Genomic DNA, 13,541 nt, shown 5'->3' with positions numbered 1-13,541 from the left:
GAAAAGCGTGATCATCGAGGTCCGCGACGGGGTCGCCGTCGTCGACGGCGTGCCGCGGGTGCTCGTCACCGCCGACTATCCCTACTACCGCGACGATCCGGCCGTGTGGGCCGATCGCCTGCGCGGCGTGCGGGACGAGCTCGGGATCGAGGTGGTCACCTGCTACCTGCCCTGGCGGCACCACCAGCCCGATCCGGGCGCGGCCCCCGACTTCACCGGCGCCACGCGGCCGTCCACCGACGTCGTCGCCTTCCTGGAGCTCTGCGAGGAGCTGGGGCTGCGGGTGATCGCCAAGCCTGGCCCGTTCATCCACGCCGAGGTGGCCTACGGCGGGCTGCCCGACTGGGTCTGCCCGGACGCGGATCCCTCGATCGAGCCGCTGCTGGACGCCTCCGGCGCCGCTTCGCGCTGGGCGGACGGGTCCGCCGCCGCCGGACGGCCGCTGCCCGCGCCGCTCGGCCCCGCGTTCCTGGCCAAGGCCACCCAGTGGCTGTCGGCGGTGGGCAAGGAGGTGCTGGCCGCCGGCGGTCCCGTCATCGCGCTGCAGATCGCGAACGAGGGCCTCTACACCAGCGGGGCCCTGCCGCTGACCGCCTACGACTACAGCCCGTCCGGGGTGGCGTTCTTCCGCGACCTGCTGCGCTCCTGGTACGGGACGCTGGAGGCGTACAACGGCGTGCACGGGACGGGCTTCAGTGGCTGGGCGGAGATCCGCCCGCCCACCGCGGCCTCCGGCTCGCTCGCGCAGGCGGACTGGGGCCGCTTCCACGCCGCGTACCTGGCCGAGGTCTACCGCGTCTGGACCCAGGCCGTCGGCTCCGACCTGCCGGTCGTCGTCAATCTCAACCCGCCGACCGTGCCCGAGCTGGACGACTGGCTGGCCAGGGTCAGGCCCGAGCTGTGGGACGGCATCTCGTACGGGTTCACCAACTGGATGGGCGTGGTGTCGGACGACCATGAGGCGCAGGCCCGCTACGTGATCGCGGCCAAGCGCGCCCCCGGCCCGAACCTGGAGGAGAACTGGGGCTTCTCCCAGCTCTACCACCCGGCCTACATCGACGGGGCCACCAGCTTCCACCAGTCGCTGCTGGCCATGGCGGCGGGGGCGACCGGGTTCAACGTCTACACCGGGGTCGCGACCTCGGGCTGGGCGCCGGAGCTCGACGCGGCGCACACGGGCCCGTACCCGGACTGCGCGCCGATCGACGCGGACGGGACGGCCACGGCCAAGGCGCCGGTCGTGCGGGCGCTGGCGGACTTCTTCGCGCTGCACGGAACGGAGTTCCTGGAGTGCGCGCCCGTGGTGCGGGACGCGTTCGGGCTGTACCTCCCCTATGCCGGGATCGCCGCGCTGTCCGGACCGGCCGGCCCGCAGTGCGGCCGGACGCTGCTGGCCTTCCACGAGCGGATGCGCGCCAGCGGCCTCGACTACGCCGTCGTGGACCTGGAGAACACGACGGCCGGGGAGCTGGCCGCCTACCGGACGGTCACCGTGCCTGGCGGGCCGTTCATGCACGCGGGCGTGCAGCGGCTGCTCGCCGGTTACGCCGCCGCCGGGGGCCGACTCCTGGTGGACGGCCCCGTCCCCGAGCTGGACGAACACCTGGCGCCCTGCGCCCTGCTCACCCCGTCGGAGCAGGGGCCGGACGGCGACCACCCCATCCTGTACGGCGCCGCCGACGCGTTCGTGCGCAGCCACCCGGACCGGGACGTCCACTATGTGACGGTGCTCGTCCAGACCGGGAACCAGGGCCCGATCGGCGTGCGGACGCCGTACGGGAGCGCCGAGATCATCGCCGCGGACGGCGGCGCGGCGGTGCTGCGCCTGGCCGGCGGCCGGCTCGACGACCTCGTGGTGAAGGGGCTCAACGCCTACCTGTCCTCGGCGGTCGCCGCCCGCGTGACGCTGAACGGCGACTCGGTCGTGACGGCCGGCCCGGCGGACCTGGTGATGATCGCCGGCAAACGGGCCTGAAGAAAGTCCGGCATTCATCGCCGGGAACGCGCGTATTTACCCGGCGGTGTCGCCACTCTGCTCCTTCACACGGGGACCTGGTTCCCACGGAGAGGAGATCGAAATGGCGACCGGAGAGTTTCAAGTGATGAAAGTACCGGCCGAGCAGCTGGCCGGTATTCTCCACGGCCAGGTTGTGGATCCGGGCGCCACACCCACGACCGTCGTACGGCGTAGCGAGGGCTGGACCATCGATGTGAGCTGGGAGGTAACGGGCGAGCTGGTCGACTGGCTGGCGGGATGCTGGCAATTGGAGATCATCGCCGACCTGCTCGGAGGTGGTGAGACGAGACATCCGTCGCCGCCCGTGGAGTTGACCTTCACACCTGGCTCCGGCAGATACACGGCCTCGATTCCGATGCGGGGCCAGCTCACTCCGGGCACATATGACCTGGTCGTCAATCTCACCACCACGACGGCCGCGGGCACCGCGGGGGCGCTCGGCGGATTCGTGGTGATCAGCAAGATTATGGTGAAGGAATGACAGTCGCCGCCCCGGGCGGCCTGCCCGGGGCGGCGGCGGATGGAGCCGTCATGGTTTCCCGGGACGATCTCGTACTCAACCCCGTGTGGTGGGATCCGGGCCGGCCCGGCGCCGTCGCGATCGGCGCCCTGGTGGCCACGGACCGCCTGCTGACGTACGTGACGCACGAGGAGACCGTCTTCACCCTGGCCCGCGCGGACATCTCGGTGCGCTGGCACCCGCTGCGGGCCTTCGTCGAGATCGACGGCGCGGGCGCGGGTTTCCGGCTGCGCTTCCTGCCGCCGCACACGCCGATCCGGCCGCTCGGCGTCCTGCAAGCCCGCCGCAAGTCACGAGCCCTACGCTCCTGGCTGGCGGCCACGGGGAACGTTATCTGAAGCCGCCTGTATCTGGCGCCGCCGGGATCGCTCTGACTCCCATGAGGGCGCAGGAACAGCGAACGGGAGACCTCATGTCCGACACGCCGATCACCGCGGAGATGACCGCGGACGACGTGCTGCGCATCGCGGCCTACAAAGACCGGAGCCCGGCACTCGAAGCCATGGTCATCGCCTACAGCTACCACCGCGTCGCAGGGGACCTCGCCCAGCATCTGGGCAGGGACGCGAACAACTGGTACTGCTACGCCACCTGGACCTCCAAGGCGGTCGGAGAGAGCCTCGACCTGGGGCCGGACTCGCCGTTCATCGCCGACTTCGGCCGGCGGATGCGCGTGCCGGCCCGCTTCGCCCGGCTGTTCAGGGCGGGCCTGCTCACCCTGCTCGGTCCCAGCTACGAGCTCGGGCTGGCGCTGGCCAACCGGGCCATCTTCCTGGAGACCGCCAGCCTGGCCGTCAACCTGTGGAACGACACGCCTGACCGCTATCTGAAGGTGAGCCCGGAGTCGGAGCTGACGCCGACGCCCCCCGAGTTCCTGACCGACCTGCTCTCGCCGGCCGACGCGCGCTACCTGAAGTCCGCCGCCGAGCTGCTGATCGAGGCCAGGCAGGCCACCGATCCAGCAGTGCGGGCCGAGCTGATGCTGGGGGCCAACATCGCGCTGTCGGCGTACGAGCAGGCACGCGCGCAGAAGGCGCTGGAGCTGGTGCTCTACCGGCCGGTCAGATGGCTGACCCGGGTGTCGTGGCGCTCGCTGCGCTCCGTGGTGACCCGGCGGCGCTTCCCCCGCTTCCGCCTCTTCAGCGCGCCGCACGAGAGGCAGCCGTGGCTGACGCGGACGCTGGAGGAGAAGTGGGCCGCGCTCTACACGCGCCGCATGTTCGCCGTGCGCACACCACTCAGCGACATCAAGGTCGGCCGGCCGCTGACCGCGCCCGAGGGCGTGGACATGGCCACGGTGTGGGCGCCGATCCAGAACGAGAAGGTGCGCAAGCTGGCCGAGGAGTTCATCACCGAGGACCAGGAGGCGTCCACGGCGGGGGTGGCCAACTGGGTGTCCTACCCCGACCGGATGCGCTTCATCGTCAGCTACTTCCGCGTCTACCAGCACGTGGGCGCGCTCTATGACATCCCGTTCGACCAGGACGTGGCCGACGGCCTGGCCGCGGAAATGACGCGGGGGCTGGTCCCCGAGGCCGTCAGCGAGATGTTCGCCGGCAACCCCGGGCTGCGCCAGCCCCGCCGCAGGCTCTACCGGTATCCGGCCGAGAGCGACCCCGATGCCCACGAGATGTCGCGCTTCGACTTCGAGCCGTTCCTGGAGGCGATCCCGCTTGACCAGTCAGCCAAGTAGGCGGCAGCACAGCAGGTCAGTCCAGGAAGTCTCTGGTGATCTCGCGGGCCTGGAGGAGCCCGCGTAGCTTCGCGAAACAGCGGGCTCGGGTGGGCCCGATGCTCCCGACCGGCCTGCCCAGTCTGCGTGCCACGTCGACGTAGTGGGGCTCGGAGGTTTCCGTGAGCGCTCTGAACAGGACTCGCTGCGCTGCCGGCAGCTCTTCGACGAGCTCCGCCAGCGTGCCGGCCAGCCAGATCCTGGCCAGCTCCTTGTCCACGTCGTCCGTGCTGCCCAAAGAGTCGAGGTCGGGCGTGCAGATCTCCCTGGTCCGCCTGGTCAGCTTCAGGCACTCGCGGAAGGCGATCGTGGCCAGCCAGCCGGCCATGCGCTGGCCGTCCTCCACGCTCTTGAGGTTCTGCCAGGCCAGCAGCCAGGTGGTCTGGAGCACGTCCTGGGCATCCTCGTGGTTGAGCCTGAAGCGGCGGATGCGGGCCTTCAGCATCGGGCTGAACTCCTCGATCAGCCGCTCCCACGCTTCGGCGTCGCCGTCCTGTGCGGCGGACACCAGCGCGGCCGTGTCGAGGCGTTCGATGGTCTCCAACTGCATGTCGTTCTCCCTGCCGGTCCGGCTTCTCGGGGGGCCATTACCGGCCGGCACACCAACGTTGCGCCGAGTGATCCTCCTGGTCTGTCTCGGACGTGACAGTGCGGATGTGTTCCTCGTCACATTCCGCGGATCGGTTACCACTTACTGCCCTGGCGCGGAATGCGGCCTAAAGTTCTTGCATGAACGGGCGCAGCGGGATTCCACACGACGTTCAGCCGGTCGCGACCGTGCTGGCGGAGATCCCGTTGTTCCGCGTACTCGGAGAGAGCGGCATCCTGAGCACGGCACGCGCCGGGCTCGCGAGGAGATACCGGTCAGGGCAGATCATCTTTCACCAGGGGGACCCTGGGGAGTCCCTCTACGTGCTGCTGGACGGCCTGGTGAAGGTGGTGTTCACCACCGAGCACGGCGACGAGATCGTGCTCAACATGCTGGGCCGGGGCGACACCTTCGGCGAGATGGCGTTGCTGGACGGCTCGCCACGCTCGGCCTCGATCGTCACCGTGCGGCCCGCCTGGGTGTTCGCGTTGCCCAGGGCGCGGCTGCTGGAGCTGATGCGCGAGCATCCCGGGCTGGCCGACGAGTTCCTGCGCATGCTCGGCCACATGGTGCGCAGGCTCACCGACCAGGCGGCCGACCTGGCCTTTCTCGACCTGGGCGGCCGGCTGGCCAAGCTGCTGCTGCAGCTGGCCGACAAGCACGGCCAGGCCGACGGCGTGGTGGACCTGCCCGGGCTGACCCAGTCCGACCTCGCCGCGCTGATCGGCGCGTCGCGGCCGGCGGTCAACCGGGCCCTGCAGTCACTCGTGTCGAGGAATCTCATCGCGATCGAAGGCCGAACCATCACGCTGCTGGATGTCGCCGCCCTGCGGAAGCGGGGCGGGCTCTGACCGAATCTGGAGTACGGGGCACATGAACGATCACGACAGCGCCGAGCGCTGGCCGGAGGAGAGATTCCGGCTGCTCAGGCGGCAGGCGGACCCCGAGATCGACGCGGTGGTCGCCGACTATCTGGAGAAGCGGCCCGAGGAGGGCGGGCCGCTCGAACTGCTGAAGGCGGTGGTGGCCGAGCTGGCGACGGCCAAGCAGGAGGCCAGGGCGCCGGCCGGCGAGCCGCCCGCGGCGGGCATCTTCAAGGCCATCGACTTCGCCAAGGAGCTGCCCGACTGGGGAGACGATCGCGAGCTGCTGGCCAGGGGGCAGGCGGTCTTCGCCGACTACGGGCTCTACCAGTCGGCCGCGCTGTTCTTCGCGTGCCTGCCGATGGCGTACGCGGAGGTGTCCAGCGCCAAGGTGCTGGCGGGCGTCTCCAACCTGGCCACCCACAGCCTCACCCGCCGGGTCGCCGAGACCGGGCAGATGCTGGTCGACGTGATGGGGCTGAACGCCACCAACAGCCTGGCGCCGGGCGGCCCCGGGCACACGACGGCGATCGGGCTGCGGATCCTGCACTCGTTCGTGCGGGCCCTGGTCAAGGAGCGCTACGCCGACCAATGGGACACCGAGAAGTTCGGGCCCCCGGTCAACCAGGAGCTGCTGCTCGCCACCCTGTTCGACTTCTCCGTGGTGACGTGGGAGGCCCTGGAGACGATGGGCGTGACGCTGACCGACGAGCAGCGCGCCGCCCACCTCTACACCTGGAGCGTGTTCGGCAACCTCATGGGCGTGGAGGCGTGCCGCGACGGACCTCTCACGCTCGACGACGTCCAGCCGATCAGCGAGCGTCTGGGCCGCCTGTGCGAGCCCAGCGACGAGGGCCGGCGGCTGATGGCCAGGCTCCTGACGGAGACGGAGGAGTTCATGCACCTGGGGTGGCGCAAGCTGCCGCGCAGCCTGGTGCACTGGATGTTCCGCGACGCCCCGCACGGGACCGACCGGGTGCCCGAGCTGCTCGGTGTGCCGAAGCCGGCCTGGTGGTGCACCGCCCTGTTCGCCACGGGCCGCGGGGTGCATCGGCGCGCATGGCTGGCAGGACCCGTGGACAGTGTGGTTCGCTGGCTGGTACGCAGGGTCGGACGGCATATCGTGGTCGCCATGATCGACCGCAACTCCAGCGGGGAGGCGGCGTTCAGGATCCCGGATGAGCTGGCCCGTGCGTGGCGGATCAAGCAGTCGAAGCCGGCGGTGAAGACCCGCGAGATCCGCCGCACCGTACGCCAGACGCTACGATCGCCCGCGCAGGGGCTGAAAGGGCTGCGCACGTGACTCTCCCGCATGAGCCAGGCACACTCACCACGGCGACCATCCTGTTCACCGACGTGGTGAGCTCCACCGCGATGCGGATCAGGCTGGGCGAGGAGCGCGCCAACGTGGTGTTCCGGCGCCTCTACCAGCTGCTCCACTCCGTGGTGACCGCGAGCGGATCGACGTTCACCAAGAGCCTCGGCGACGGGCTGATGGCCGTGTTCGACTCGGCCACGGCCGGGCTGGACGCGATCATCGCGGTGGAGCAGGCCGTGGCCGACGAGAACGAGCGCGCCCTGGAGAAGATCTCGATCAGGGCCGCGCTCGCGGCGGGCGACGTGTGCTGGGGTCACGACGACGTCAGCGGGCTGCCGACGGTCGAGGCGGCCCGGCTGGTCGCCGTGGCGGACGGCGGTCAGGTGCTCTGCACCGATCTGGTGCGGCGGCTGGCGCAGGGGCGCAGCAGGCACGAGTTCAAGGATCTGGGGCGGCTGCCGGGCAAGGGGCTGCGCGAGCCGCTGCACGCGTACGAGCTGCATTGGCAGAGCGCCGACCACCACCAGAGCGGCGAGCTGGCCTCCTGGCTGAACAACGGTCACGTGCTGCCCTTCGTCGGCCGGGACGAGGAGCTGCGGGCGCTGGACGGCGAGCTGGCGGCGGCCGAGTTCGGCAGCGGGCTGGTGATCCTCCAGGGCGAGCCGGGGGTCGGCAAGACGCGGCTGGCGTCCGTGGTGGCCAGGCGGGCGCTCAAGCGGCAGTTCACGGTGCTGGCGGGGCGGTGCACGGACCCGGCGCGGCAGGCGTACGAGCCGATCGCGGGGGCGGTGGAGCGGCTGGCCCGCACCTCGCCCGCGCTGCTCCTGCGCGCCGGTGTCGACCAGCAGTGCGGCCAGCTCGTCCGGCTCGCGCCCTCCCTGGCCGCGCCGCCGCTGTCGCTGCAAGTGCCGCCGGCCACCGAGCCCGTGTCGGAGCGCTACCACCTCATGGCGGCCGCCCGCACGCTGATCGAACGCCTGGCGACCGTGCGGCCGGTGCTGCTGGTGATCGACGACCTGCAGTGGGCGACGCTGGAGTCGCTGCAGATGCTGCACGCCCTCATGTGGGACGCCGACGCGCTGCCGCTGCTCATCCTGGCCACCTCGCGGCCGGTGGCGGTCGACGCCGCCATGCCGGAGCTGTACAAGCTGACCGCCGACAGCCGCGTCGTCCAGGTCTCCTCCTTCGGGCTCGACGAGGTCACCGACGCGCTGCGCGAGGTGCGCGGCGGCGGCGACGCCGGGCTCCTGCACCGGATCACCGGCGGCAACGCGTTCCTGATCAGCGAGGTGGCCAGGGAGCTGAGCGCGGGCAAGGACCTCGACGCGCTGGCCGTGCCCGACTCGGTCACCCGGATGGTCATGGCCCGGATGTCGCAGCTCCACCCGGACGCCAGAGACCTGGTCAGCCTGCTGGCCGTCGGCGAGCGGCTGGAGGCGGCGGAGCTGCGGCACGGGCTCGGCCTGGACGAGGCCAGGTTCGTGGCCGCGGTGGAGGAGGCCATGGGCGCGGGCCTGGTCACCTCGACCGGCAACGGCCCGTACCACTTCTCGCACGAGCTGACCAGGAACGCTCTTTACGCCACGCTGTCGGCGCCGCGCGCCGGGCTGCTGCACGGGCGGGTCGCCGACGCGCTCCGCCAGACGGACCCCGAGGCCATGGAGGCCAGGCCCTACGTCGTGGCCGCGCACCTGCTGGCCGCCGCCGAGCACGGCCGCGACCCCGGCAGGGTGAGCGCGGCGGCGGACGCGGCCGTGCTCGCGGCGCAGCACGCCCTGGCCGGGCTGGCCCACCGCGAGGCCGTCACCTGGTACCAGCGGGCGCTCGACCTGCTGGAGGACTTCCCCGGCGCGAGCCGCGAACGGCGCGCCGAGCTGCTCATGGAGTGCGGCAGGGCGATGTGGCTGGCCGGGCACCCGGAGGCCAGGCCGACCCTGGTGCGGGCGGCGGACCTGGGCAGGGAATGCGGCCGCAACGACCTGATCGTCACCGCCGCGCTCGGCGGCGACCGCGCCTCCAGCGTGTCCGCGGCGCCCGACACGCAGCGCATCGCGTTGCTGACCGAGGCGCGCAAGCTGGTCGACTCGACCGACCTGAGCACCAGGGCGCTGCTGGCGGCCCAGCTCGCCTCCGAGCTCATCTGGGCGCCCGACGGCGAGCGGCGCTTCGCGCTCAGCGACGAGGCGGTGGCCCTGGCCCGCAAGTCGGGTGACCCGCGCACCCTGGCCAGCGTGCTCGGCATGCGCAGCCTGACGATCATCCCGGCCGACCCGCTGCACCAGCGGCACCGCGACGGCGACGAGATGCTGGAGGCGGCTCGCCGGACGGGCGACGACCTGGCGCTGTTCCACGCCTACGTGCAGCGCACTCCCCCGGTGCTCGACAGCGGCGACGCGACCAAGGCGGCGCTGCTGCTCGACCAGGCCGACGAGCTGGCGCGGCGGCTGGGGCAGCCGCACCTCAACTGGCTGATCGGCTACTCCAAGGCCGGGCTGACCCTGATGCAGGGGGACCTGGCGCAGGCCGAGTCCGAGGCGGAGTCGGCCATGCGGCTGGGCACCGAGATCGGCCGCCGGCTGGAGGCCGTGGCCATCTACTCCGAGCAGATCGCCGAGATCCGGCGGCTGCAGGGGCGGCTGTGGGAGCTGCGCGACCGGCTGCGCCGCGCGGCGCAGGCGCTCCGGGTGGATCCGGTGCACGCGGTGCTGCGCTACCTGTGCGAGCTGGGCGACGACGAGGCCGATCCGCTGCTGGAGCGCATCCTGGCCGAGCGGGGCGCCGTCCCGCCGCGCAACATGGCGCACAGGCCCGCCCTGGACAATCTGGCCGTGGCGGCCTCGCACCTGGGGCGGGCTGAGCTGGCCGAGCGCCTGTACGACTCGCTGGCCGGCGACGGGGAGACCTTCGGGCACGGCACGGTCGCGCACCACTGCGGCCACCACTACCTGGCTCACCTGTGCGTGACGATGGGCGATCCGCAGCGGGCCTCCGAGCACTTCGAGGCGGCGGCGGAGGTCCACGAGCGGCGCGGGGTGCCGCTGATGCTCGCCGAGTCCCTCCTGGACTGGGCGGATCTGCTGGAGACGGGCGGGGTGAGCGGGCCGAAGCCGGCGGACCTGCGCGAGTGGTGCGCCTCGCTGCTGTCGGGCCGCGGGGCCCTGCTGCTGGAGCGGCGGCTGCCCTGACGCCCGGCCGAGCGGCGGCGCGCCGGTCGGGCGCCGTGTCCAGTGCTGGTCGGGCGGCCGGTCAGGTTTCCAGGGTTTGCCCTGCCTCGATGGCCTGGCGCACGCTCCTGGCCAGGGTCTCCTCCAGCGCGTCGCCGTGGACCTCTAGCTCGCGCATCCCCTCGTCGTCGTCGGTGTGCGCCAGCAGCGCCCGGTACTTCTCGTTGTTGCCCAGCGCCGCCTGGGCACGCAGGGCGGCGTCCGCCTCCTGGACCCGGTGGGCGTACCGTTCCAGGCTCTCCACCCTGGCCGTCACCGCGTCGATGGAGCGGCGCAGCGCCCGCTGCTGCGGCTCCAGCACGGCCAGCAGCTCGGGCGTCACCACCCCCTGACGGGCCGCGCGCTGCTCCTCGTGCAGGTGCGTCTGGACCCACAGCAGCAGGGCGATCTCCCAGATCTGCCGGGGTAACAGCAGCTCGTTGGCCAGGCCGTCCAGCAGGCGCCGGCGCATGACCTCGGAGGCGTAGACCGTCACGACGGCTCCCCTGGCTCGTTCCAGGAGGGCCCGCGCGGACGGCGCGAGGTCTGGCACCACCACGAACCTGTCCCGGTACGGCGAGGCCGCCGCGTCCAGCCCGAGCCTGGGGATGAAGCAGTCGATGACCGCCAGCCGCGCCTCCTCGGTCAGCGAGGGGTCGGCGATGAAGTCGACCGTGCGCCTGACGTGGTCGCGTTCCTGGGCCAGCAGGCGTTCCTCGGCGGCGGCGATGGACCTGACGCGGAGCGTGTCCTGGACGATGACGAAGCCGCCGAGGACGATCGGGAGCACCAGCAGGGCGAGGACCACCGCCCCTGGGCCGATCTCCACGTAGACCACGCTGGCCATCGCCAGGATCGCCATGCCTGCCGCGAGCGATGCCAGCGCGTAACCGCAGCCCTTGGCCACGTCGTCCCCCTAGCAGCGAGTCCCGATGTGCCCTGAAAGTTCACAATAGCGGCCGATTTCGCGAAGATCACTAATTTCGGGGCCGGGGTTGCGGGGTGACGGCGGCGGATCGTGGTGCGGTCAGCGGAGGTAGGAGGCGCCGTTCAGGTCGAGTACGGCGCCGCTGGCCCACTCGGCGGCCGGTGAGGCCAGGAAGACGACGGCCGCCGCGATCTCCTCCGGCAGCGCGACCCGGCCGAACGGGCTCTGCGCGCGGATCGCGTCACCTCTGGGGGCCTTGAGGTGCTCGTTCGTCATGTCGGTCTCGACGAAGCCCGGCGCCACGGTGGCCACCGCGATGCCGTGCGGGGCGAGGGCGATGGCCAGGGACTGGCCGAGGGCGTTCAGGCCGGCCTTGCTGGCGCCGTAGGCGGGGCTGTCCGGCTCGCCGCGGAAGGCGCCGCGCGAGGAGACGTTGACGATCCGGCCGCCGGCGGGCATGTGCTTGAGCGCGCACCAGCTGACGTTGGCCGCGCCCATGAGGTTGACGTCGAGCGTCCGCCGCCAGGCGGCCTGCCATTCCTCGTAGGACGACTCGACGATCGGGTGGTGGAGGAAGACGCCCGCGTTGTTCACCACGACGTCGATCGCGCCCAGCTCGCCCGCCGCCGCGTCCACCATCCGCCGCACGCCCTCGGGGTCGGCCAGGTCGGCCTGCACGACCGTGTGCCCCTGGCCCGGCAGCTCGACCAGCCGGGTCGCGGCCTCGGCCGCCGAGCCCCGGTGATGGATCGCCACCCGGTCGCCCTGGGCGGCGAACGCCGTCGCGATGGCGCGGCCGATGCCTCTCGACGCGCCGGTCACCAGTACTCCACGTCCGCTCATCCGCCGCACCCTAGCAGGGCTCTCCGGGGGCTCAGCCGCCGAGGGGTCGCTGGGCGAGCTCGATCCGGTGGGCGGCGGCGAGGGCGATGTGGTCGTCCCAGGGGCGGGCGACGACCTGCACCGCGCCGGGCCAGCCGGCCACCGTGCCCGATCGCGGCCAGCCGGCCGCCGTGCCCGACGGCGTGACGACGACGGGCGCGCCGGTCAGGCTCCAGGGCAAGGTTGAGAAATAGTCGGATTCGACGGACTCGCGCCAGAGCGGTGGCGGTCCTTGGGCGGCGGGGGCGAGGAGCACGTCGAGGTGCGCGGTGGCGGTGAGGAGGCGCCGGCGGAAGCGGTCCCAGTCCCACAGCACCCGTACGTTCTCCGTACCCGTAAGTCCGGCCCTGCCCCAGTGCCGGCGGGTCAGCTCCAGTGCCTCCTCCCGCACGTCGGGCACCGGCTCGGCCACCACGGTCGCGCCCGCCTTGGCCAGCGCCTCCAGCGCGAGCGTCGTGGGCTCGTCGGCGGCCATGACGCCCACCCGCAGCCTCGCCACGTCCACCTCGTCCGGGTCGCCCAGCGGGACGGGCGGGACGCCCGCGTCCAGCCCGTCGGGGCCCGCTGTCACGGCGAGGACGGCGGCGAGGTCGGCCACGGTCGTGGCGAGGGGCCCGATGACGGTCCTGCCGTCCTCCAGCGCGCCGCACCGGGGGAAGTGGCCGGTGAGCGGCACCCGCCCGAACGTCGGTTTCAGGCCGGGGATCCCGCACCAGGCGGCGGGCAGGCGGATGCTGCCGCCCGAGTCGCTGCCCAGCCCGAGCGGCACCGCTCCGGCGGCGACCAGCGCCGCCGTACCCGAGGAGGAGCCGCCGGGGGCTCGTGCCGGGTCGAGCGGGTTCCTGGTCACGCCGTGGACGGCGTTGTCGGCCATGGCGCTGCTGATCGCGACCACGATCGCACCGGCCGCCCGCAACCGCGCCACCGCACTCGCATCGACTCCCGGCCGCCGACGGCCGTCCCGCGCGTCCGAGCCGGATGGCTCTCCCGGCCGCCGGCCGTCGCCCGCGTCCGGGCCGGGTGGCTCCGCCTGGCGGGTCGGGGGGTGGCCCGTTGCGCCGGTTACGGGCCAGCCCGCTACGTCGATCCAGTCCTTGACCGTGATCGGCACCCCCTCCAGCGGCCGGCACGCGCCGGAGCGCAGCCGGCGGTCGGAGGCCGCCGCCTCGGCCAGGCTGCGTCCTGGATCGGTCGCGGCCACCGCGCCGATGCGCCCGCGGAGGTCCGCCAGGCGCTCCAGCACGTCATGCACGGTCTCCTCGACCGTCGTCTCGCCGGTCCGGTACCGGCGGACGAGGTCCAGAGCGCTTCCCGCCATCGCGCCTCCTCCACGCGGCCCTGCGAGCCGCCTCGATCGGATCCCGCGAAGCCTCCTCGAACTTCACGGGCCCAAGTCCAGCAGAGCCCCCGCGCAGCGGGCCCCGTAGAGCAAGCCCCACGCGGCGGGCCCCGTAGAGCAAGCCCCACGCGGCGGGCCCCGTAGAGCAAG

General features: G+C 72.4%; 11 protein-coding genes. 7 read left to right on the top strand and 4 right to left on the bottom strand.

Annotated features, from left to right (window positions below; translation table 11 throughout):
- The first annotated feature begins 7 nt into the window (after positions 1–7).
- From ABEA43_RS24305 to ABEA43_RS24290, 4 genes are all read left to right on the top strand, one after another.
- Positions 8–1,975: a beta-galactosidase gene (locus ABEA43_RS24305; protein ID WP_345565134.1), complete on the top strand. Its 1,968-nt coding sequence runs from the start codon at positions 8–10 to the stop codon at positions 1,973–1,975.
- A gap of 103 nt (positions 1,976–2,078) precedes the next feature.
- Complete coding sequence (locus tag ABEA43_RS24300) at positions 2,079–2,498, top strand: hypothetical protein (RefSeq protein ID WP_345565132.1); 420 nt, start codon at positions 2,079–2,081, stop codon at positions 2,496–2,498.
- The gene (locus ABEA43_RS24295) at positions 2,495–2,875 is read left to right on the top strand and encodes a hypothetical protein (protein ID WP_345565131.1); all 381 of its coding nucleotides are present in this window, start codon (positions 2,495–2,497) and stop codon (positions 2,873–2,875) included. Before ABEA43_RS24300 ends, ABEA43_RS24295 begins: the two co-directional genes overlap by 4 nt.
- A 74-nt stretch (positions 2,876–2,949) precedes the next feature.
- Positions 2,950–4,230, top strand: coding sequence for a hypothetical protein (locus ABEA43_RS24290; protein WP_345565129.1), 1,281 nt, complete (start codon positions 2,950–2,952; stop codon positions 4,228–4,230).
- Between the two features lie 16 nt (positions 4,231–4,246).
- Here ABEA43_RS24290 and ABEA43_RS24285 read toward each other — a convergent pair whose 3' ends face one another.
- Positions 4,247–4,819: an RNA polymerase sigma factor gene (locus ABEA43_RS24285; protein ID WP_345565127.1), complete on the bottom strand. Its 573-nt coding sequence runs from the start codon at positions 4,817–4,819 to the stop codon at positions 4,247–4,249.
- A 179-nt stretch (positions 4,820–4,998) separates the two neighbouring features.
- Between ABEA43_RS24285 and ABEA43_RS24280 the strand changes: the two genes are divergently transcribed.
- From ABEA43_RS24280 to ABEA43_RS24270, 3 genes are read left to right on the top strand one after another with little or no spacing between them, the layout of a single operon-like run.
- Positions 4,999–5,709 carry a Crp/Fnr family transcriptional regulator gene (locus ABEA43_RS24280; protein ID WP_345565125.1) on the top strand — a complete coding sequence of 237 codons (711 nt, stop codon included), beginning with the start codon at positions 4,999–5,001 and terminating at the stop codon, positions 5,707–5,709.
- A 22-nt stretch (positions 5,710–5,731) separates the two neighbouring features.
- Positions 5,732–7,024 (top strand): oxygenase MpaB family protein, encoded by a 1,293-nt coding sequence (locus ABEA43_RS24275; RefSeq protein WP_345565123.1) that lies wholly within the window; start codon positions 5,732–5,734, stop codon positions 7,022–7,024.
- Positions 7,021–10,224: an ATP-binding protein gene (locus tag ABEA43_RS24270; RefSeq protein ID WP_345565122.1), complete on the top strand. Its 3,204-nt coding sequence runs from the start codon at positions 7,021–7,023 to the stop codon at positions 10,222–10,224. The genes ABEA43_RS24275 and ABEA43_RS24270 overlap by 4 nt, the downstream gene beginning before the upstream one ends.
- A 61-nt stretch (positions 10,225–10,285) precedes the next feature.
- Here ABEA43_RS24270 and ABEA43_RS24265 read toward each other — a convergent pair whose 3' ends face one another.
- The 3 genes from ABEA43_RS24265 to ABEA43_RS24255 form a co-directional block, all read right to left on the bottom strand.
- On the bottom strand, positions 10,286–11,149 hold the full coding sequence (locus ABEA43_RS24265; RefSeq protein ID WP_345565121.1) for a hypothetical protein: 864 nt from the start codon (positions 11,147–11,149) through the stop codon (positions 10,286–10,288).
- A gap of 120 nt (positions 11,150–11,269) precedes the next feature.
- Entirely contained in the window at positions 11,270–12,013 is a 744-nt protein-coding gene (locus ABEA43_RS24260) for an SDR family NAD(P)-dependent oxidoreductase (RefSeq protein WP_345565119.1), read from the bottom strand.
- 31 nt (positions 12,014–12,044) lie between these two features.
- Positions 12,045–13,370 (bottom strand): amidase, encoded by a 1,326-nt coding sequence (locus ABEA43_RS24255; RefSeq protein ID WP_345565117.1) that lies wholly within the window; start codon positions 13,368–13,370, stop codon positions 12,045–12,047.
- Positions 13,371–13,541: the final 171 nt, after the last annotated feature.

The sequence above is a fragment of the Nonomuraea rosea genome, assembly GCF_039539705.1.
In the GTDB taxonomy this organism is placed as follows: Bacteria; Actinomycetota; Actinomycetes; order Streptosporangiales; family Streptosporangiaceae; genus Nonomuraea; species Nonomuraea rosea.
The sequence above is the reverse complement of the archived record's forward strand: the minus strand, read 5'-3'. Positions and strand labels throughout refer to the sequence as shown.